This is a genomic window from Streptomyces sp. NPDC045287, from assembly GCF_056432325.1.
Genome location: NZ_JBWKJG010000009.1, coordinates 215963 through 234531, shown reverse-complemented (window position 1 = coordinate 234531; position 18569 = coordinate 215963). Strand labels below are relative to the sequence as shown.

Below are 18569 nucleotides of genomic sequence, written 5' to 3'. Positions count from 1 at the left end.
CGGGTGGGGAGTGTCATGGAACAGATAGCAATGCGCAGCAGGCCGCGCGTGCCTGCCATCACCTGCGGGAGCGGCGCGACCAGTTCGCGTCTGGACCGCCACCTCGCGGTGCTCGGCGGCCCCGCCGTCCCGCAGCGCGAGACGGCCGAGGCGACCTCCCTCATGCTGGAGCTGACGTCGCGTGACGTCGCGCACCGGGACCGCAGCAAGAGCGCGCGCGTCTCGCTCTTCGCGCCGCTGCGCCGCCTGCGCCGCTCGCTCTTCGGCAACCACGGCTGAGGCGGCCCCGAAGGGGACGAGGTCCGGCCGGTCATCCGCCCGTCGACGCCCACGCGAGACGGCTCCCACCCGGCCGTTCCTCGGCAGGACCGCTCCCCGCCCACCGGTCCTGACCCGCCCCCGGCCGCCCGCCGGTCCCCACCCGCCTCACGCGACCACACCGTCCCGGCGCAGGCGCGCGCACTCCCGCGCGTCCACGCCCAGTTCCCGCAGCACCGCGTCCGTGTGCTCGCCCAGCTCCGGAACGGCACCCATCAACGGCTCCGGCCCGCCCGGCAGGGTGATCGGCGGAAGCAGCGCCCGCAGCGGACCCGCCGGCGAGCCGACCTCGCGCCACCGGTCCCGCGCCGCCAGCTGCGGATGCGCGGCCACGTCCGCGACCGTGTTCAGCCGCGCGCACGCGATGCCCGCCGCCTCCAGCCGCTCGACCGCCTCCACCGCGTCCAGCGCGCCCAACGCCTCACCGACCACGGCGTCGGTCCGCCCCCGGTTCGCCACCCGCGCCGTGTTCGTCGCGAACGCCGGGTCATCGGCCAACTCGGGCCGTCCCAGCACCCGTTCGGCCAGCCGCCGCCACTCCCGGTCGTTCTGCACCGACAGCAGCACCTGCCCGCCGTCCGCCGTCGCGTAGGCGTCGTACGGGGCGATCACCGCGTGCGCCACCCCCGTGCGCGCCGGAGCCCCGCCGCCGTGCATCCCGTGGTGCAGCGGATGGCCCATCCACTCGGCCAGCGCCTCCAGCATCGACACCTCCACGGGCCCGCCGACCCCCGTGGCCGCCCGCCGCAGCAGCGCCGCCAGCACCCCCGAGAACGCGTACATCGCCGCCGCGATGTCCGCCGCGGGGACACCCGCCTTCACCGGCTGCTCCGGCGTGCCCGTCACCGACACGAGCCCCGCCTCGCACTGCACGAGCATGTCGTACGCCCGCTTGTGCGCGTACGGGCCGCCCGCCCCGTAGCCGGAGACGTCCACCGCCACCAGGCGCGGGTGCGCCGCGCACAGCGTCGCCGCGTCCAGCCCCAGCCGGGCCGCCGCGCCCTGCGCCAGGTTCTGCACGAACACGTCCGCGCGCGCGACGAGCCGGCGTACCAGCGCGAGGCCGCGCGGGTCCTTCAGATCGACGGCCAGGGACTCCTTGCCCCGGTTGCACCACACGAAGTGGGAGGCGAGCCCGCGCGCGGCCGTGTCGTAGCCGCGGGCGAAGTCACCCCCGTCCGGCCGCTCCACCTTGATCACCCGGGCGCCCAGGTCGGCGAGCTGGCGGGTGGCGAACGGCGCCGAGACGGCCTGCTCGACGGCGACGACGGTGACCCCGTCGAGCGGCAGCGGGAGCGGCCGGGACCGCAGGTGGGTGCTCATGGTCACCGTGCCTACCGCGTACCGGCCGCCTTTGTCACCCCCTCCGGCCGCGCGCACCGGCACGCCGGGGCCGGCCCGCGCACCACGCCGTGCCCGGCGGCCCGGGCACCGCCCGCACCCGGCGCGACGAGGGCCGCCGGCGCCCGCGCGGCGGCCGTCCCACCCGCGCCGACCGTGCCGACCGGCCCGAGGCCCCCCGCGGAGCGCCCCTCCGCCACCGCGGGGCCCGGGCACCCGAAGCCCGGACGCGCGCCGGACGCGCGGCCCGCCGCGTCCTGGACGGTTTCGGCCGGCCCGCCGGCACCGGCGACCGCGGCTAGAGCAGCGCGAACTGCCCCTCCGGGCCCTCCTCGCGGTGGTCCAGCACGGAGGCCGGGCGCCGGGCGGCCACCGGGTGCGGGAGCACCCCCGCGGCCCGCAGGCCGGTGCGGGTGAGCGACGGCGCGCCGGACGACCGGAGCCGGTCCGCGAGGGCCGCGCGCTCCGCGTCCAGGGCGCCCAGCAGCGCCAGGACGGTGATCAGCTCCAGCAGTTCGGACGTCCACGCGCGCGGCCAGGCCGCCGGGCGGATCGCCTGCAGGGTGCCCGGCCGCGCGGGCGCCGTCCGCCGCTCGAACCAGAGCGGCAGCACCCGCACACCGCCCACGCGGTACTCCCACGCCTCCGCCGGCACCGGTGCGATGCGCCCCGTCCCCAGGTACAGGACCTCGGCCGCCGCGTCGTACTCCAGCGCCTCCGGGCACGGCGGCGGCGCGGCCCGCACGTAGGGCCGCCGCCCGCCCGGCAGGCGCGGTCGCTCCCCGCCCCGCGCGCCGCGCAGTTGGACCCGTGCCATCCGGTGGCCCAGCGCCACACCGGCCGCCCACACGTCCGGGTCGGCGGGCAGCGGCACCCGGCAGCCGGCGGGCGACGGCACCGCCGCCGCGACCGCCCACGCCAGCAGGTCGCCGGCGGCCGGCTCCCGCCCGTACCGCTCCCGCAGCAGCGCCGGCAGACCGGGCGCGACGTTCGGCTCGCGGCCCCCGGGGCGCCGGTACAGGGGGCGGACGCGGCCGGGGCGCCCGGCGGGGGAGCGGCCGTCCGGGAGCGGGGCCGTCACCAGCAGCGCGGGACCCGCGGCCCCCGGCACGTACCCCTGCTCCACCGCGAAGACCTGGTGCGCGTCCGCGACCCGCCACAGCTCCGGCCGCGCCGCGTCGATCAGCCGGTGGTCCGGCAGCAGCCACCGCTCGTCGAACGGCCCGTACGCGATCCGCACCGGCTGCGGGCACGGCCCGTCCTCGCGTACGAAGCGCACGGTCCCGGTCCGCTGCCCCGGCAGCGCGGCCACCGCGCTGTGCGGCGTGCGCGCCCGGCTCGGCAGGAACAGCGCCTCGCGCTCCGCGCCGCCGGCCGCGACCAGCGCGTCCCAACGCGCCCGCAGCGTGCCCGTGTCCGGGGCGGCCACCCACTCCCGGCCCAGCCGCAGCGGCGGCACGGACCACGGCATGAGGTCGTCGAGCAGGGGCACGTCGTCGGGAGGCACGCCGTCGGGAAGCACGTCCGCGTTCACGCGCTGCATGCTAGTGCCGCCCGCACGGGCCGCGGCGGCCCTCAGTCCGCCTCGACCGTGACCGTGAAGGAGAACCGGTCGCCGCGGTAGCGGATGCGGGCCACGTCCACCACACGGCCGTCCTCGTCGTACGTCACGCCCGTGTAGTGGAGGATCGGCGACAGCAGCGGCACGTCCAGCAGCCCCGCCGTCACCGGGTCGGCGAGCCGCGCCTCGACCGTGTCGGTGATCCGGCTGATGCGCACCCCGACCGCGTCCCGCAGCACCTTCGTCATCGGCCAGCGCTCCAGGTCCGCCACGTCGATCCGGTCCGCCAGTTCCGGGCGGACGGCGTTCTCCGCCCAGTTCGTCGGCTCGTCCGTCTCCGCGTCCCGGCGGAGCCGCCGATACGTGACGACCTCCGTCACGTCCGGGAAGTACTCCGCGAGCTCCCCGGGCACCGGCGCCGTGCCGTGCCCGAGGACCGCGGTCCGCTCGCCGGACTGCTGCGCCACGATCGCGTCGATCGAGCCGAGCAGCCGGCGCGGGGCGCTGCGCCGGGCGCCCGGCTCGATGAAGGTGCCGCGCCGCCGGTGCCTGCTGATCAGGCCCTCCTGCTCCAGCTCCTTGAGCGCTTGACGCATGGTCAGCACGCTCACCCCGTAGTGCGCCGCCAACTGCTCCTCGGTGGGCAGCCGCAGCGACGCGTCCGGGGAGCGCCCCAGTATCGAGGCGCGCAGGGACTGGGACACCTGGTACCAGAGCGGCAGCTTCCGGTTCAGGACCAGGGAGTCGGGGGCGAAGGCGGACACGGCGTCTCCGTACTGCTGCGTGCGGCGTACGACCCTACGACGGCGTACTCACGGGCGGAAGTGGCGCTCAAGACCCTGCCACACGTCGTCGTAGCCCCGCTGCAGGTGGTCGGCGTTCGCCGCCTGGGCGGTGGTCGTCACGGGCCAGCGGGTCTCGAACATGAAGGCCAGGCCGTCGTCGACCTTCTGCGGCCTGAGCTCGGCGGCGCTCGCCCGGTCGAAGGTCTCCCGGTCGGGGCCGTGCGCGGACATCATGTTGTGCAGCGACCCGCCGCCGGGGACGAAGCCCTCCGCCTTCGCGTCGTACGCGCCTTCGATGAGGCCCATGTACTCGCTCATCACGTTGCGGTGGAAGTACGGCGGGCGGAAGGTGTCCTCGCCGACCAGCCAGCGCGGCGCGAACACGACGAAGTCGACGCCCGCGAGGCCGGGGGTGTCGGTCGGCGAGGTGAGCACCGTGAAGATCGACGGATCGGGGTGGTCGTAGCTGATCGTCCCGATGACGTTGAAGGAGCGCAGGTCGTAGACGTACGGGACGTGGTTGCCGTGCCAGGCGACGACGTCCAGCGGGGAGTGGTCGTACGTGGCCTGCCAGAGGTTGCCGCAGTACTTGTTGACGACCTCGACCGGGCCCTCCACGTCCTCGTACGCGGCGACCGGCGCCCGGAAGTCGCGGGGGTTGGCCAGGCCGTTGGCGCCGATCGGGCCGAGGTCGGGCAGTTGGAACGGCTGCCCGTAGTTCTCGCACACGTACCCGCGCGCCGTCGCGTCCAGCAGCTCCACGCGGAAGCGGACGCCGCGCGGCACCAGCGCCACCTCGCCGGGGCGCACGGCGAGCAGGCCCAACTCGGTGCGGAGCAGCAGCCCGCCGCGCTCCGGGACGATCAGCAGCTCGCCGTCCGCGTCGCTGAACACCCGCTCCATGGAGGCGTTCGCGTGGTACAGGTGCACGGCCATGCCGGTGCGCTGCGCCACGTCGCCGTTGCCGCCCAGCGTCCACAGGCCGGCCAGCCAGTCCGTGCCGGGAGCGGGCTCCGGGAGGGGGTTCCAGCGCAGCCGGTTCGGGTCCGGGACGGTCTCGGTGAAGGGCGCCGAGCGCAGCGCGCCGTTGTCGACGCGGGCGAACGGCGGGTGCGCCGCCGACGGCCGGACGCGGTACAGCCACGAGCGGCGGTTGCGGGCCCGCGGCTCGGTGAAGGCGCTGCCGCTCAGCTGCTCCGCGTACAGCCCGAGCGGCGCCCGCTGCGGGGAGTTCCGGCCCAGCGGGAGGGCGCCGGGGACGGCCTCCGAATGGTGCTCGTTGCCGAAGCCGGAGAGGTACTCCAGGCCCTCGGCGGTCTTCCTCGTCTGCTCGTTCGCCTCTGCGGCGCCGCCCATGCTCATCGCGCGCTCCTGCTGCTCATGGAATCCTATGGAAGACCGTAGGATTCCGGGCGGCCCGCGTCAACGGGGCGGGCCGCACGGAGTCCGGGCACAGGTCCGGTGCGGGCCGTCGTCCGTGTCGGGGCGGGGGCGGGACGGGTCCGCTGCCCGGTGGGTTCCCGTGCGGGGTGGCGGCGCGGCCCCCCGGGGTGGTCGCGGCCGCGTGCGGCGCGGGGGACGGCGCCGCTGTGCTCCGCGGCCTCCCGGCGAGGCGGTGTCGGTGGGGGAAGGGGCGCCGGTGGGCCGACCGGGCGAACCGGCGGCGGCGCGCCGCGTGCAATGCGCCGCGGGTCCACGATGTGGCGAATAGTCAGATTATCGGCTGATCCGTACGCATCCTCACGGAGGAATCCCGTCATGACCCCAGCCCGACCACTCCTGCGCACCACCGTCGCCGGAATCGCCCTAGGGAGCATCGCCCTCGTCGGCGTGCCCCTCGCCATCGCCGGTGAGAGCGGCTCGTCCGGCTCCGGCTCGTCCGGTGCTGGCGCTGGCGCCGGCGCTGGCGCCGGTGCTGGTGCTGGTGCCGGCGCACCCGGCACACCTGGCACCCCCGGCAGCGGGGGCGGTGGCGCCCCCGGCGGCGGTGGCGCTCCCGGTAGCGGGGGCGGTGGCGCTCCCGGCGGCGGCGGTGGCGCTCCTGGTGCGCCCGGAGGCGGTGGCGCTCCTGGTGCTCCTGGTGCCCCTGGCGGTGGGGGCGCTCCCGGCGTCGGTACACCTGGCGCTCCCGGCAGCGGGGGCGGTGGCGCTCCCGGCGGTGGAGGCGGTGGCGCTCCCGGCGGTGGGGGTGCTCCCGGCGGTGGTGCTCCCGGTGCCCCTGGCGGTGGGGGTGCTCCCGGCGGTGGTGCTCCCGGTGCTCCTGGCGGTGGGGGTGCTCCTGGTGGTGGTGCACCGGGTGCACCCGGTGTACCCGGCGGTGGTGCTCCCGGTGCCCCCGGCGGTGGGGGTGCTCCCGGCAGCGGTGGTGGGGGTGCTCCCGGTGATCCCGGCGGCGGTGGCGGGGGCAGTGGTGCTCCCGGCGGTGGCGGCGGGGGCGGTGGTGCTCCTGGTGGCGGGGGTGGCGGGGGTGGTGCTCCTGGCGGTGGGGGTGGCGGGGGTGGCGCTCCCGGCAGTGGTGGCGGGGGCGGTGGTGCTCCCGGCAGCGGTGGTGGCGGGGGTGGCGCTCCCGGCGGTGGCGGCGGCGCTCCCGGCGGTGGCGGTGGCGCTCCTGGTGCTCCCGGCGGTGGCGCTCCCGGAGCCCCTGGCGCACCGGGAGCCCCTGGCGCACCGGGGGCCCCCGGAGCCCCTGGCGCTCCCGGTGGACCTGGCGGGCCCGGCGGGCCCGGTGGACCCGGCGCTCCCGGCGCTCCCGGTGGACCCGGCGGGCCCGGTGGACCTGGTGGACCCGGGACACCGGGGGGTCCCGGTGGACCTGGTGGACCCGGCGGTCCCGGTGGGTCAGCCCCCGGCGCACCGGCACCAGGGGCTCCCGGCGCACCGGCACCAGGCGCACCCGGTGCCCCCGGCGCACCGGCACCAGGTGCCCCCGGCGCACCAGGCACCGGCGTGCCCGGGGCGAACGGCGACATCAAGATCCACAGCGTCGGCACGCCCCCCCTCGACCAGCGCAGCGAATCCCAGGTGTGCCGCTTCTACCTCGCCGCCTTCGACTTCGCCGGGTTGCGGCAGGTCAGCTACACCCTCAGCCCGCAGCCGCTGGAGGCCGACTCCCCCACCGCCCAGGGGACGATCGCGATCACCCCGACCGGGACCGGGCAGACCACCGAACTGAAGCTGCCGGACGGCCAGTACCGGCTCTCCTGGTCCTACGCCGGCGCCGGATCCGAAAGGATGAAGGTCTTCCGCGTCGACTGCCCGAACGGGGGAGGCGGGAGCGGCGGCGACGGCAGGGGGCCGCGCGGCGGCGTGGGCGCGGGCGGCGGCGGCATGGCCACCGTGGCGAGCATGGCCGGCAGCGCGCCGACGCTCGGTGCCGGAGCGGCGCTCGCGGCCGGCCTGGCGGGAACCGCCGGACTGATCCTCGTCCGCCGTCGTCGCCGCGCCGATGGCGCCGCGTAGGCCCCGGCGCTCACGGTTCGACCCCCGGCAACTGCGCCTCCTCCGCCTCGCCAGGACGATGGCGGTGATGGCGGTGCTGGTCTCCGGCGGGCTCTGGTGGGTCCAGGACGGCGAGCCGTCCGGACCCGCCCCGACAGTGGTGGCGGCGCCGCGGCAGTCGGGGACCGTGACCGCACCGCCTCCCACCGTCGAGTCGAAGGCCGGGCAGCAGCCCGGGCAGCCGGTCGGCCCCCCGTCGGGCCCACCGGCCGGGGGGGAAGCCGGGCAACGGCCCGGGCAGGAAGCGGGCCAGCGGTCCGGGCCGGGGCAGGAGGGCGGCCACCAGGTGCGGCCCGAGGTGCCGAAGCCGTCGGTGAAACCGCCCCCCGCCCCTCTCGGCCCCTCGCCCGCCAAGCGGATCGCCGTCCCGGCCATCACCATCGAGGCCTCGGTCGTGAGGATCGGCCTCGACGAGGCGGGGGGCCTGCGCTCCCCGCCCGTCGACCAGCCCCGGCTGGTCGGCTGGTACGAGGGCGGCGTCACACCCGGTGAGAAGGGGACCGCGATCCTGGTCGGCCACCGCGACACCCGCACCGGGCCGGCCATCTTCCTGAACCTCGACTCGCTCAAGCCCGGCAACACCGTCCGGGTCACCCGCCAGGACGGGGTCACCGCCGTGTTCACGGTCGACCGCGTGCGCACCTACGACAAGGCGAAGTTCCCCGACCGGGAGGTGTACGGACCGGCGGAGCGACCCGAACTGCGCCTGCTCACCTGCGGCGGCGCCTTCGACCCCCGCCAGGGGTACGCGGCCAACATCGTCGTCTTCGCCCACCTCACCGACGTCATCCCGGCGAACGCCCCCCAGGGGGCGTGACGCGGCGGGCCCGCGCCCCACGGCGCGGGCCCGCCGCGGCGTCTCCGCCCCGGGGATCCCGCCTCCCGCCGCGGCCCTCCGTCCGGGAATCAGCCTCCCGGTGGGGCGTCTCCGCCCGGAATCCCGTCTCCCGGCGGGCGTCTCCGCCACAGTGTGAGGGGAGCACCCGACCCCGCAGAGGAGACCCCGCATGCCCCTCCCCGCGCTTCCCCGTCCCCGCGTCCGCGCCCGCACCGCGGCGTTCGCCGCCGCCTGCCTCCTGGCGGCCGGCGCCCCCACCGCGTACGCCGCGCTCGACGGCGACCCGGCCCCCGCCCCCGCCGCCGTCGCCGCGCCCGGGTCGCGGCCCCACGTCGAGACCCGCCTCCTCTTCGGCACCCAACGGCCGGACGGCGGCCCGGACGTGACGGACGAGCAGTTCACGGCGTTCCTCGACCGCGAGGTCACCCCCCGCTTCCCCGCCGGGCTGACCGTCCAGCAGGGGCGCGGCCAGTGGCGGGACGCCTCGGGGCGGATCGTGCGGGAGCGCTCGTACGAGCTGATCCTGCTGTACCCGGTCGCCGACGCGGTGGCGAGCGGCCGGGAGGTCGAGCGGATCCGCGCGGCGTACGCGCGCGCCTTCGGGCAGGAGTCCGTGGGACGGGTCGACGACCGGGTCCGGGTCGACTTCTGAGCGGGCCCCGGTGGCAGGATCGTGCCGTCCGGGAGCGCCGACCCCTGGCGGTGGAAAACTACCGCCGCTAGTTTGGTGGGCGACGCACGCACGACAGCCGCAAGCGAGCCAGGCCGAAGGAGACAGCGATGAAGGTCCACGACGGGATGTACATCGACGGCGCGTGGCGGTCCGCCGTCGGCACCGGCACCATCGCCGTGGTGAACCCGGCGACCGAGGAGCCCTTCGCCACGGTGCCGGCCGGCGGGGCGGAGGACGTCGACGCCGCCGTGCGCGCCGCCCGCGCCGCGTTCCCCGGCTGGTCCACCACCCCGCCCGCCGAGCGCGCCGCCCGCCTGGCCGCCCTGCGCGACGCCCTCGCCGCCCACCAGGACGAGATCGCCGCGACCGTCACCGCCGAACTGGGCGCCCCGCCCAAGATCGCCCACGCGGTGCACGCCGGACTGCCGATCACCGTGACCGGCTCGTACGTCGACATCCTCGCGACGTACCCGTTCGAGGAAGAGGTCGGCAACTCCACCGTGCTGCTGGAGCCGGTCGGCGTGGTCGGCGCGATCACGCCGTGGAACTACCCCCTCCACCAGGTCGTCGCCAAGGTCGCCCCCGCGCTCGCGGCGGGCTGCACCGTCGTGGTCAAGCCCGCCGAGGAGACCCCGCTCACCGCGCGGCTCTTCGCCCGGTGCGTCCACGAAGCGGGCTTCCCCGCCGGCGTGGTCAACGTGGTCACCGGCCTCGGGCACGTCGCGGGCCAGACCCTCGTCGACCACGACGGCGTCGACATGATCTCCTTCACCGGTTCCACCGCCGTCGGCCGGCGCATCGGCGCGGCGGCCGGCGGCGCGGTCAAGCGGGTCGCCCTGGAACTGGGCGGCAAGTCGGCCAGCGTCATCCTGCCCGGCGCCGACCTCGCCGCGGCGGTCGCCGGCAGCGTCGCGAGCGTCATGTTCAACTCCGGCCAGCGGTGCAACGCCTTCACCCGCGTCCTGGTCCGCTCGGACCAGTACGAGGAGGCCGTCGCCCTCGCCGCCGAGGCCGTCGCGAAGTACCCGGCCGGCGACCGGATCGGCCCGCTCGTCAGCGCCGCCCAGCGCGACCGCGTGGTCTCCTACATCGAGAAGGGCGTCGCCGAGGGCGCCCGGGTCGTCGCGGGCGGCGCCCAGCCGCCGCTGGCGCGCGGCTACTACGTCGCACCGACCGTCTTCGCCGACGTGACGCCGGGCATGACGATCGCCCAGGAGGAGATCTTCGGCCCGGTCGTGGCGTTCCTGCGGTACGAGGACGAGGAGGACGCCCTGCGCATCGCCAACGACACGGTGTACGGTCTCGCGGGCGCCGTGTGGGGCGAGCCCGCCGCGGCCGCCGCCTTCGCCCGCCGGATGGAGGCCGGACAGGTCGACGTCAACGGCGGCCGCTTCAACCCGCTGGCCCCGTTCGGCGGCTACAAGCAGTCCGGCATCGGCCGGGAGCTGGGCGTCCACGGCCTCACCGAGTACCTGCACACCAAGTCCCTCCAGTTCTGACCGCTTCTGACCGCCCGGGCAACCCCGGGCCCTCGAACGCTCCGAGCCTCACCAGTCGGGAGAAACCGATCGTGGTCGTCCGCGCCGCCGTCCTGCCCTCCGTCGGGTCTCCGCTGGAGATCACCGGCATCGAACTGCCCGAGCCCGGGCCCGGCGAGGTCCGGGTCCGCCTCGCCGCCGCCGGGGTCTGCCACTCCGACCTGTCCCTGTCCGACGGCACCATGCGCGTGCCCGTCCCCGCCGTCCTCGGCCACGAGGGCGCCGGCACCGTCGTCTCCGTGGGGGAGGGCGTCACCCATCTCGCCCCCGGCGACGGCGTCGTCCTCAACTGGGCGCCCGCCTGCGGCACCTGCCACCACTGCGGGATCGGCGAGGTGTGGCTGTGCGTCGACGCGCTGTCCGGCATGAACCGCGTGCACGCCGTCTCCGAGGACGGCAGGGAGCTCCACCCGGGGCTGAACGTCGCCGCGTTCGCGCAGGAGACGGTCGTCCCCGTCTCCTGCGTCCTGCCGGTCCCGGACGGCGTGCCCCTGCTCGACGCCGCCCTCCTCGGCTGCGCCGTGCTCACCGGCTACGGCGCCGTCCACCACTCCGCGCGCGTGCGCAGGGGCGAGTCGGTCGCCGTGTTCGGCGTCGGCGGGGTCGGCCTGTCCGCGCTCCAGGCCGCCCGGATCGCCGGTGCCGGGCCGATCGTCGCCGTCGACGTGTCACCGGAGAAGGAGGCCCTGGCGAAGGCGGCCGGGGCCACCGACTTCCTCGTCGCCTCCGACACGACCGCGCGCGAGGTCCGCAAGCTGACCGGCGGGCGGGGCGCCGACGTGGCCGTGGAGTGCGTCGGCCGGGCCGTCACCATCCGCACCGCCTGGGACTCCACCCGGCGCGGCGGCCGCACCACGGTCGTCGGCATCGGCGGCAAGGACCAGCAGGTGTCGTTCCACGCCCTGGAGATCTTCCACTGGGGCCGCACCCTCACCGGCTGCGTCTACGGCGACTCCGACCCCGTCCGCGACCTGCCCGTGCTCGCCGAGCACGTCCGCGCGGGACGCCTGGACCTGTCCGTCCTCGTGACCGACCGGATCGGCCTGGACGGCATTCCGGAGGCGTTCGACAACATGCTCGCCGGCAAGGGCGGGCGGGCCCTGGTCGTCTTCTAGGACCGCAGGTGGGACACCCCGGCCGCACGCCCCGCGGCCGGGGCCTCCGCGCTGCCCGCACGCCCCCGCGGGGCCCCGGCGACCGGGGCGCGGGGCGGCGGAACTGTTGCGGTTCAGGCCGTTGACGCCATACCAGCCGGTCGGTACGGTCCCCGCAATCAAGGCGCCGCCCCCCGTTTCTTCCCGTCCCCCTCACGCACCCGTTCGGAGTGTGCACCCATGGACACGGCCCCCTCTCCCACCGCGACCGCCCCCGCCGACCGCCGCCGGCGCAGGGTGGCCATCGCCGCGGCCCTCGCCTCGGCCGTGGAGTGGTACGACTACTTCGTCTTCGGCATCGCCGCCGCCCTCGTGCTCGGCGACCTCTTCTTCCCGGCGGACAACCCGTCGGCCGGGGTCCTCGCCGCCTTCGCCACCTTCGCCGTGGGCTTCCTCGCCCGCCCCATCGGCGGCGTCATCGCCGGCCAGCTCGGCGACAAGCGCGGCCGAAAGCCGATGCTGGTCCTCGCGCTCACCCTGATGGGCTTCGCCACCCTCGGCATCGGCCTGCTCCCCACGTACGAGACGATCGGCATCGCCGCCCCCGTGCTGCTGGTCCTCTTCCGCGTCCTCCAGGGCGTCGCGGTCGGCGCCCAGTGGGGCGGCGCGATGCTCATGGCCACCGAATACGCCCCCGAGGGCAGACGCGGCCTGTACGGCAGCCTCGTCCAACTCGGCGTCCCCATCGGCGTGGTGTCGGCCAACACCGTCTTCCTCGTCGCCGGCGCCGTCTCCAGCGACGCGACGTTCGCCTCCTGGGGCTGGCGGGTGCCGTTCCTCGTCGGCTTCCTCGTCCTCGGCCTCGCCTGGTACATCCACGCGCGGGTGGAGGAGACCCCCGACTTCAAGGCCGCCGAACGGGCCCTCGCGGAGCGGGAGAAGGGCGAGCGCCGCTCCCCGCTGGGCGAGATCCTCCGCCACCACCTCGGCACGGTCCTCCTGGCCGGCGGCTCCTTCGCCGTCAACACCGCGACGTTCTACATCGTCATCACCGGCGTCCTCGACTACGCGACCCGCGAACTGGACATGGAGCGCAGCGCCGTGCTGATGGTCTCCCTCTGCGTCAGCCTCACACAGCTCGTGCTGATCCCGTGGGCGGCCTCCCTCTCCGACCGCGTGGGACGCCTGCGCGTCTACGCGCTCGGCGCGCTCGGCCTGCTGGTGTGGGCGGTGCCGATGTTCCTGCTCATCGACACCGCGTCACTGCTGTGGCTGGCCGTCGGCACCTTCGTCGCCAGTTGCTTCCTCAGCATCATGTACGGGCCGCAGGCGGCGCTGTTCGCGGAGCTGTTCACGGCGGAGATGCGGTACACCGGCGCCTCGCTCGGTTACCAGATCTCCGCCGTCGTCGGCGGCGGCCTCGCGCCCTTCTTCATGGTGCTGCTGCTGGAGGCGACCGGCACGTCGATGTCCGTGGCCGGCTACATCATGGTCCTCGCCGTGATCGCGCTCGTCTCCATCAAGGTCCTCGCCGGCCGGGCGGCCGCGTCCGGCGAGAACTGACCGCGCCGCCCGCCCGGCACCGGCCCGCGTCGCGGCCCCGCCCCGGGCGGGCCCACGCGTCCGGATCCGGGAGCGGACGCCCCGGGCGCCGGCGCGCCGGGGGAGCACGCCGTACCGGCGCCGCGGACGGACGCGAACACCGCCCACGGGACACCTCCACGGGACGCCGCCCACGAGGACGCCGCTGACGGCGGCGGTCGCGAGGGCGGCCCAGCGCGCGGGAGGGGCCCGTCCCGCACCGCGAACCGCCCGTTCGCCAGGGGGCGGGTCCAGCGCGCGGGAGGAGGGGTCCACGGGAGCGGTCGTACGGCCGGAACGGTTCGCCGCCCGCCGAGGCGCCCCGCCCGCCGGGGCGCCCCGCCGGGTGTCAGCGCAGTTCCTCGGCGCCGATCCCGAGCAGGCCGGCCAACGCCCGCTCCCCGTCGGCCGTCACCTTCACCGCGCGCTCCGTCCCGACGCGCACGCACCACCCGGCGTCCAGCGCGTGCCGGCACAGCGCGGCGCCCGCCACCCCGGCCAGGTGCGGTCTGCGCTCGGTCCAGTCGAGGCAGCCGCGCGCCAGTGGCCGCCGCCCCCTCACGGCCAGTTCGAGGCCCAGGTCCCCGAACCAGCGCAGGCCGCGGTCGCTCAGCGCGAACCCGGTGTCCTGGCGGAGCAGCCCGCGGGCCGTCATCGCGTCCGTGACGGCCGTCCCGAGCCGCCCGGCCAGGTGGTCGTAGCAGGTGCGCCCCCGCGCCATGGCGCCCCGCGCGCCCGCCTCCCGCAGCGAGCGCGGCGGCGGGGTCCCGCCGCCCGGCACGGCGTACGCGACGAGGTCCTCCACCAGATGCGCCGCCCGCGCGCCGGCGAGCCGCACGTACCGGTGGCGCCCCTGCCGCTCCTCGGCGAGCAGCCCGCCCGCGACCAGCCGGCCCAGGTGCTCACTGGCCGTGGACGGCGCCACGCGCGCGTGGCGGGCGAGTTCGCCGGCCGTCCAGGCGCGCCCGTCCAGCAGGGCGAGGCAGAACGCGGCGCGCGTCTCGTCGGCCAGCAGGGCGGCGAGCGCGGCGAGGTCCCGTGCGGCGGGGGAGCGGGTCGTCATGCGTCCGGGGCGGCGCGGCTACCGTTCGGTGCCGGCCGCGGCGTGCGCGCCCGGCACCACCGCCGCGTACTGCAGGGCGAGCCCGTCGAGCAGCGCCCGCAGGCCCGTCTCGAAGGCGCCCTCGTCGACCTTCTCCCGCCGCTCGGCCAACAGGTGCGCCTGGCCGAGGTGCGGGTAGTCGGCCGGGTCGTAGGCGGTCTCGTCGTCGACGAACCCGCGCGCGAAGGAGCCGAGCGCCGAGCCGGTGATGAAGTACCGCATGAGCGCGCCGATGTACGTGGCCTGCGCGGGCGGCCAGCCGGCCCGGACCATCGCGCCGAACACGGCGTCCGCGACCCGCAGCCCGGCCGGACGGCGGCCCGGCCCGCGGGCGAGCACCGGGACGATGTTGGGGTGGTCGGTGAGGGCGGCCCGGTAGGAGACCGCCCAGTCGTGCAGCGCCGTGCGCCAGTCGCGGGTGTCGGACTCGTCGAACATCGACAGGTCGACCTGCGCGCTGACCGCGTCCGCGACCGCCTCCAGGATCTCGTCCTTGGTGCGGAAGTGGTTGTACAGGGACGGCCCGCTGACGCCGAGCTCGGCGGCGAGGCGGCGGGTCGAGACCGCTTCCAGCCCCTCCGCGTCGACCAGGACGGCCGCCGCGGCGACGATGCGGGCTCGGCTGAGGAGGGGCTTGCGCGGTCTGGCCATGCGGCACATAGTAGGGCTGCCCACAAAAAACTAGCGCTGGTAATTTAAAGGGAGTCCGCGTGAACCTGGAGCTGAGCGAGGAGCAGGAGGCCGTCCGCCGGCTCGCCGAGGAGTTCGTCCGGCGCGAGGTCACCCCGCACGCCGCCGCCTGGGACCGGGAGGAGGGCGTCGACCGGGGCATCGTGAAGAGGCTCGGCGCACTCGGCTTCCTCGGCCTGACCATCCCCGAGGAGTACGGCGGCTCGGGCGGCGACCACCTCGCGTACTGCCTGGTCACCGAGGAGCTCGGGCGCGGCGACTCGTCCGTGCGCGGCATCGTCTCGGTCTCCCTCGGCCTGGTCGCCAAGACCGTCGCGGCCTGGGGCAGCGAGAGCCAGAAGCGCGCCTGGCTGCCCGGCCTCACCTCGGGCGAGGCGCTCGGCTGCTTCGGCCTCACCGAGCCCGGCACCGGCTCCGACGCCGCGAACCTCACCACCCGCGCCGTCCGCGGGCCCGGCGGCGACTGGGTGGTCAACGGCTCCAAGATGTTCATCACCAACGGCACCTGGGCCGACGTCGTCCTCCTCTTCGCCCGCACCTCCGACGCCCCGGGCCACCGCGGCGTCTCCGCCTTCCTCGTCCCGGCCGACACGCCGGGGCTCACCCGCCGCACCGTCCACGGCAAGCTCGGCCTGCGGGGCCAGCCCACCGCCGAACTGGTCCTCCAGGACGTGCGCGTCCCGGCCGACGCGCTGCTCGGCCCCGAGGGCAAGGGCTTCTCCGTCGCCATGTCGGCCCTCGCCAAGGGCCGCATGTCCGTCGCCGCCGGCTGCGTGGGCATCGCCCAGGCGGCGCTCGACGCGGCCGTCGGCTACGCGGGGGAGCGCGAGCAGTTCGGCAAGCCCATCGCCTCGTACCAACTGGTGCAGGAGCTGATCAGTGACATCGCCGTCGACGTGGAGGCCGCCCGGCTGCTCACCTGGCGCGTCGCCGACCTCATCGACCGGGGGCAGGACTTCGCCACCGCCGCGTCCCAGGCGAAGCTGTTCGCCTCGGAGGCCGCCGTCCGGTGCGCCAACAACGCCCTGCAGGTCTTCGGCGGCTACGGCTACATCGACGAGTACCCGGTGGGCAAGCTGCTGCGCGACGCGCGCGTGATGACCCTGTACGAGGGCACCAGCCAGATCCAGAAGCTCATCATCGGCCGCGCCCTCACCGGGATCTCGGCGTTCTGAGTACCGCCGCTGAGTAGCCGGGCGGATGTGCCGCACACCACGGCGCCGCATCCTCGACCGCATGAGCGAGACACCGGTCAAGCAGCAGAACACCGCGGCCTACCACGCCCAGGCGGTCGCCTCCTTCGTCGTCGCCCTCGCGGCCGTCGCGCTCGGCGTCGTCAATCTGGAGGTGGACGCCTGGGTGCGGGCCTTCCTCGGGGTCGCCGTCCTCTACCTCACGACCTCCGCCTTCACCCTCGCCAAGGTCGTCCGCGACCGCCAGGAGGCCGGGCAGATCGTCAGCCGCGTCGACCAGGCGCGGCTGGAGAAGCTCCTCGCCGAGCACGACCCGTTCCAGAAGCTCTGACCCCGGCCCCTAAGCGCTTGCTCACCCTCGCGGTATGGTGTTCGTCCTTGTGCGAGCGGAAGGGGCGAGCGATGGGTACGGCGGAGGAGACGGCCGACGGCGAGGACGTGCCGTGGGGCGAGGTCACCCCGGACGCGGCCCGGCGGCTGCTCGTGGCCGCCGTCGACGCCTTCGCCGAGCGCGGCTACCACGCCACGACCACCCGCGACATCGCGAGCCGCGCCGGGATGAGCCCGGCCGCGCTCTACATCCACTACAAGACCAAGGAGGAGCTCCTCCACCGGATCAGCCGCATCGGCCACGACAAGGCCCTGCGGATCCTGGAGAAGGCGGCGGACGGCCCCGGGACCGCCGCCGAGCGGCTCGCCGACGCCGTGCGGTCCTTCGTCCGCTGGCACGCCGAGCGCCACACGACCGCGCGCGTCGTCCAGTACGAGCTGGACGCGCTCGGCCCCGAGCACCGCGCGGAGATCGTCGCCCTGCGCCGCAGGACCGACGCCGCGGTGCGCCGCATCATCGGCGAGGGCGTCGCGGCGGGCGAGTTCGACGTGCCGGACGTGCCGGGCACCACCCTCGCCGTGCTCTCGCTCTGCATCGACGTGGCGCGCTGGTTCAACGCCCAGGGCAGCCGCACGCCCGACGAGGTCGGCGCGCTCTACGCCGACCTCGTCCTGCGCATGGTGCGCGCCCGCGGCTGAGGGCCTCCCGCGCCCCGCCGGGGCTCAGAGGTAGAAGCGGGACACCGACTCGGCGACGCACACCGGCTTGTCGCCGCCCTCGCGCTCCACCGTCACCACGACGGTCACCTGCACCCCGCCGGCCACGTCCTCGACCGCCTTCACGGCCGCGGTCGCCCGCACCCGTGACCCGGCCGGCACCGGCGCCGGGAAACGCACCTTGTCCGTCCCGTAGTTGACGCCCATCCGGACCCCCTCCACCCGCATCACCTGCGGGACGAGGGCGGGCAGCAGGGACAGGGTGAGGTAGCCGTGCGCGATGGTCGTCCCGAACGGGCCGGACGCCGCCCGCTCCCGGTCGACGTGGATCCACTGGTGGTCCCCGGTGGCGTCGGCGAAGAGGTCGATCCGCTTCTGGTCCACCTCCAGCCAGTCGCTGTACCCCAACTGCTCGCCCACCGCGGCCCGCAGCTCGTCGACGGAGGTGAAGATCCTCGGCTCTGCCATCCCTGCTCCCTGTCCCTGCGGATCACGGTCGTGTCCAAGCGCTTGCTTAGCATGCTGGGGGCGGTTGCCCTTGTCAACGGACCAGTAGGGTTCGGGGGGTGCCGCAGATTCCAGAGAAGATCCACGAACTCACCGTCGGCCAGCTCTCCGCCCGCAGCGGCGCGGCCGTCTCCGCCCTGCACTTCTACGAGGCCAAGGGCCTGATCACCAGCCGCCGCACCAGCGGCAACCAGCGCCGCTACAGCAGGGACGCGCTGCGCCGCGTCGCCTTCGTGCGCGCGGCCCAGCGCGTCGGCATCCCCCTCGCCACCGTCCGGCAGGCCCTCGCAGAGCTGCCCGAGGAGCGCACGCCCACCCGCGAGGACTGGGCGCGGCTCTCCCGCACCTGGCGCGCGGAGCTGGACGTCCGCATCCAGCAGCTCGCCCGGCTCCGCGACCACCTCACGGACTGCATCGGCTGCGGGTGCCTGTCCCTCGACACCTGCGTCCTGTCCAACCCGGACGACGTGTTCGGCGAGAGCATCACCGGCTCCCGCCTCCTGGGCGAGCGCTCCCGCCCGGAGCGCGAGGAGGACACCCGAGCTCTTGAGGAGGACACCCGAGCTCCCGAGGTGGACGCACGCGTTCCCGAGGAGGACACCTGCGCTCCCGAGGAGGAGGCCCGCGTTCCCGAGGTGGACGCACGCGTTCCCGAGGAGCGCCCCGGGCGGGGGTGCGCGGAGGGGGAGGGGCCCGCGGAGGCGGGCCCGGCCGAGGGGTGCCGGGCGGAGGCGTAGGCCCTGGTCAGCGGTGCCGCCTTCGCGGGTCGGGTGGGCGGTCCTCCGGCTCCGGTGTCTTGATCG

At 75.9% G+C, this 18569-nt stretch carries 17 protein-coding genes and 1 pseudogene; 11 read left to right on the top strand and 7 right to left on the bottom strand.

Annotated elements, in window-relative coordinates; all coding sequences use genetic code 11:
* Positions 1-15: 15 nt before the first annotated feature.
* Positions 16-279: a hypothetical protein gene (locus AC07D6_RS17700; protein ID WP_315881209.1), complete on the top strand. Its 264-nt coding sequence runs from the start codon at positions 16-18 to the stop codon at positions 277-279.
* A 147-nt stretch (positions 280-426) separates the two neighbouring features.
* On the opposite strand, the gene AC07D6_RS17695 is transcribed toward AC07D6_RS17700, so the two are convergent.
* From AC07D6_RS17695 to hmgA, 4 genes are all read right to left on the bottom strand, one after another.
* Positions 427-1641, bottom strand: a complete 1215-nt coding sequence (locus tag AC07D6_RS17695) for a CaiB/BaiF CoA transferase family protein (RefSeq protein ID WP_479045243.1) — start codon at positions 1639-1641, stop codon at positions 427-429.
* Positions 1642-1957: 316 nt separating this feature from the next.
* Positions 1958-3202 (bottom strand): type ISP restriction/modification enzyme, encoded by a 1245-nt coding sequence (locus AC07D6_RS17690; protein ID WP_479045240.1) that lies wholly within the window; start codon positions 3200-3202, stop codon positions 1958-1960.
* Positions 3203-3234: 32 nt separating this feature from the next.
* Complete coding sequence (locus AC07D6_RS17685) at positions 3235-3984, bottom strand: GntR family transcriptional regulator (RefSeq protein ID WP_315881206.1); 750 nt, start codon at positions 3982-3984, stop codon at positions 3235-3237.
* A 48-nt stretch (positions 3985-4032) separates the two neighbouring features.
* Complete coding sequence (gene hmgA / locus AC07D6_RS17680; protein WP_479045237.1) at positions 4033-5367, bottom strand: homogentisate 1,2-dioxygenase; 1335 nt, start codon at positions 5365-5367, stop codon at positions 4033-4035.
* A 1584-nt stretch (positions 5368-6951) separates the two neighbouring features.
* Between hmgA and AC07D6_RS17675 the strand changes: the two genes are divergently transcribed.
* From AC07D6_RS17675 to AC07D6_RS17650, 6 genes are all read left to right on the top strand, one after another.
* Positions 6952-7464, top strand: a complete 513-nt coding sequence (locus AC07D6_RS17675) for a hypothetical protein (protein WP_479045235.1) — start codon at positions 6952-6954, stop codon at positions 7462-7464.
* 67 nt (positions 7465-7531) lie between these two features.
* A complete protein-coding gene (locus tag AC07D6_RS17670) occupies positions 7532-8320 on the top strand; it encodes a class F sortase (protein WP_479045232.1) in 789 nt (262 codons plus the stop codon).
* A gap of 190 nt (positions 8321-8510) precedes the next feature.
* Complete coding sequence (locus AC07D6_RS17665; RefSeq protein ID WP_479045229.1) at positions 8511-8993, top strand: DUF3574 domain-containing protein; 483 nt, start codon at positions 8511-8513, stop codon at positions 8991-8993.
* Between the two features lie 128 nt (positions 8994-9121).
* On the top strand, positions 9122-10513 hold the full coding sequence (locus tag AC07D6_RS17660) for an aldehyde dehydrogenase family protein (RefSeq protein ID WP_479045226.1): 1392 nt from the start codon (positions 9122-9124) through the stop codon (positions 10511-10513).
* A 68-nt stretch (positions 10514-10581) separates the two neighbouring features.
* The gene (locus tag AC07D6_RS17655; protein WP_479045307.1) at positions 10582-11667 is read left to right on the top strand and encodes a Zn-dependent alcohol dehydrogenase; all 1086 of its coding nucleotides are present in this window, start codon (positions 10582-10584) and stop codon (positions 11665-11667) included.
* Positions 11668-11886: 219 nt separating this feature from the next.
* Entirely contained in the window at positions 11887-13209 is a 1323-nt protein-coding gene (locus AC07D6_RS17650) for an MFS transporter (protein ID WP_315881547.1), read from the top strand.
* A 367-nt stretch (positions 13210-13576) separates the two neighbouring features.
* On the opposite strand, the gene AC07D6_RS17645 is transcribed toward AC07D6_RS17650, so the two are convergent.
* Both AC07D6_RS17645 and AC07D6_RS17640 read right to left on the bottom strand, forming a co-directional pair.
* Entirely contained in the window at positions 13577-14290 is a 714-nt protein-coding gene (locus AC07D6_RS17645) for an ArsR/SmtB family transcription factor (protein WP_315881546.1), read from the bottom strand.
* An 18-nt stretch (positions 14291-14308) separates the two neighbouring features.
* The gene (locus AC07D6_RS17640) at positions 14309-14980 is read right to left on the bottom strand and encodes a TetR/AcrR family transcriptional regulator (RefSeq protein ID WP_315881545.1); all 672 of its coding nucleotides are present in this window, start codon (positions 14978-14980) and stop codon (positions 14309-14311) included.
* A gap of 59 nt (positions 14981-15039) precedes the next feature.
* On the opposite strand from AC07D6_RS17640, the gene AC07D6_RS17635 reads away from it, so the two are divergent.
* The 3 genes from AC07D6_RS17635 (at position 15040) to AC07D6_RS17625 (ending at position 17241) form a co-directional block, all read left to right on the top strand.
* Entirely contained in the window at positions 15040-16194 is a 1155-nt protein-coding gene (locus tag AC07D6_RS17635) for an acyl-CoA dehydrogenase family protein (protein WP_479045223.1), read from the top strand.
* A gap of 61 nt (positions 16195-16255) precedes the next feature.
* Positions 16256-16543, top strand: coding sequence for a YiaA/YiaB family inner membrane protein (locus tag AC07D6_RS17630; protein ID WP_315881543.1), 288 nt, complete (start codon positions 16256-16258; stop codon positions 16541-16543).
* A 71-nt stretch (positions 16544-16614) separates the two neighbouring features.
* Positions 16615-17241, top strand: a complete 627-nt coding sequence (locus tag AC07D6_RS17625) for a TetR/AcrR family transcriptional regulator (protein WP_315881542.1) — start codon at positions 16615-16617, stop codon at positions 17239-17241.
* Positions 17242-17265: 24 nt separating this feature from the next.
* On the opposite strand, the gene AC07D6_RS17620 is transcribed toward AC07D6_RS17625, so the two are convergent.
* A complete protein-coding gene (locus AC07D6_RS17620; RefSeq protein WP_479045220.1) occupies positions 17266-17727 on the bottom strand; it encodes a MaoC family dehydratase in 462 nt (153 codons plus the stop codon).
* 98 nt (positions 17728-17825) lie between these two features.
* Here AC07D6_RS17620 and soxR point away from each other — a divergent pair.
* Positions 17826-18284: pseudogene (soxR, locus tag AC07D6_RS17615) on the top strand (redox-sensitive transcriptional activator SoxR); the annotation flags it as partial.
* Positions 18285-18569: the final 285 nt, after the last annotated feature.

Coding starts and splice junctions, on each gene's coding strand:
- AC07D6_RS17625 (WP_315881542.1), top strand. CDS start 16,615: ATGGGTACGGCGGAGGAGACGGCCGACGGCGAGGACGTGCCGTGGGGC.
- AC07D6_RS17640 (WP_315881545.1), bottom strand. CDS start 14,980: ATGGCCAGACCGCGCAAGCCCCTCCTCAGCCGAGCCCGCATCGTCGCC.
- AC07D6_RS17620 (WP_479045220.1), bottom strand. CDS start 17,727: ATGGCAGAGCCGAGGATCTTCACCTCCGTCGACGAGCTGCGGGCCGCG.
- AC07D6_RS17650 (WP_315881547.1), top strand. CDS start 11,887: ATGGACACGGCCCCCTCTCCCACCGCGACCGCCCCCGCCGACCGCCGC.
- AC07D6_RS17695 (WP_479045243.1), bottom strand. CDS start 1,641: ATGAGCACCCACCTGCGGTCCCGGCCGCTCCCGCTGCCGCTCGACGGG.
- AC07D6_RS17660 (WP_479045226.1), top strand. CDS start 9,122: ATGAAGGTCCACGACGGGATGTACATCGACGGCGCGTGGCGGTCCGCC.
- hmgA (WP_479045237.1), bottom strand. CDS start 5,367: ATGAGCATGGGCGGCGCCGCAGAGGCGAACGAGCAGACGAGGAAGACC.
- AC07D6_RS17690 (WP_479045240.1), bottom strand. CDS start 3,202: ATGCAGCGCGTGAACGCGGACGTGCTTCCCGACGGCGTGCCTCCCGAC.
- AC07D6_RS17665 (WP_479045229.1), top strand. CDS start 8,511: ATGCCCCTCCCCGCGCTTCCCCGTCCCCGCGTCCGCGCCCGCACCGCG.
- AC07D6_RS17670 (WP_479045232.1), top strand. CDS start 7,532: ATGGCGGTGCTGGTCTCCGGCGGGCTCTGGTGGGTCCAGGACGGCGAG.
- AC07D6_RS17630 (WP_315881543.1), top strand. CDS start 16,256: ATGAGCGAGACACCGGTCAAGCAGCAGAACACCGCGGCCTACCACGCC.
- AC07D6_RS17645 (WP_315881546.1), bottom strand. CDS start 14,290: ATGACGACCCGCTCCCCCGCCGCACGGGACCTCGCCGCGCTCGCCGCC.
- AC07D6_RS17700 (WP_315881209.1), top strand. CDS start 16: ATGGAACAGATAGCAATGCGCAGCAGGCCGCGCGTGCCTGCCATCACC.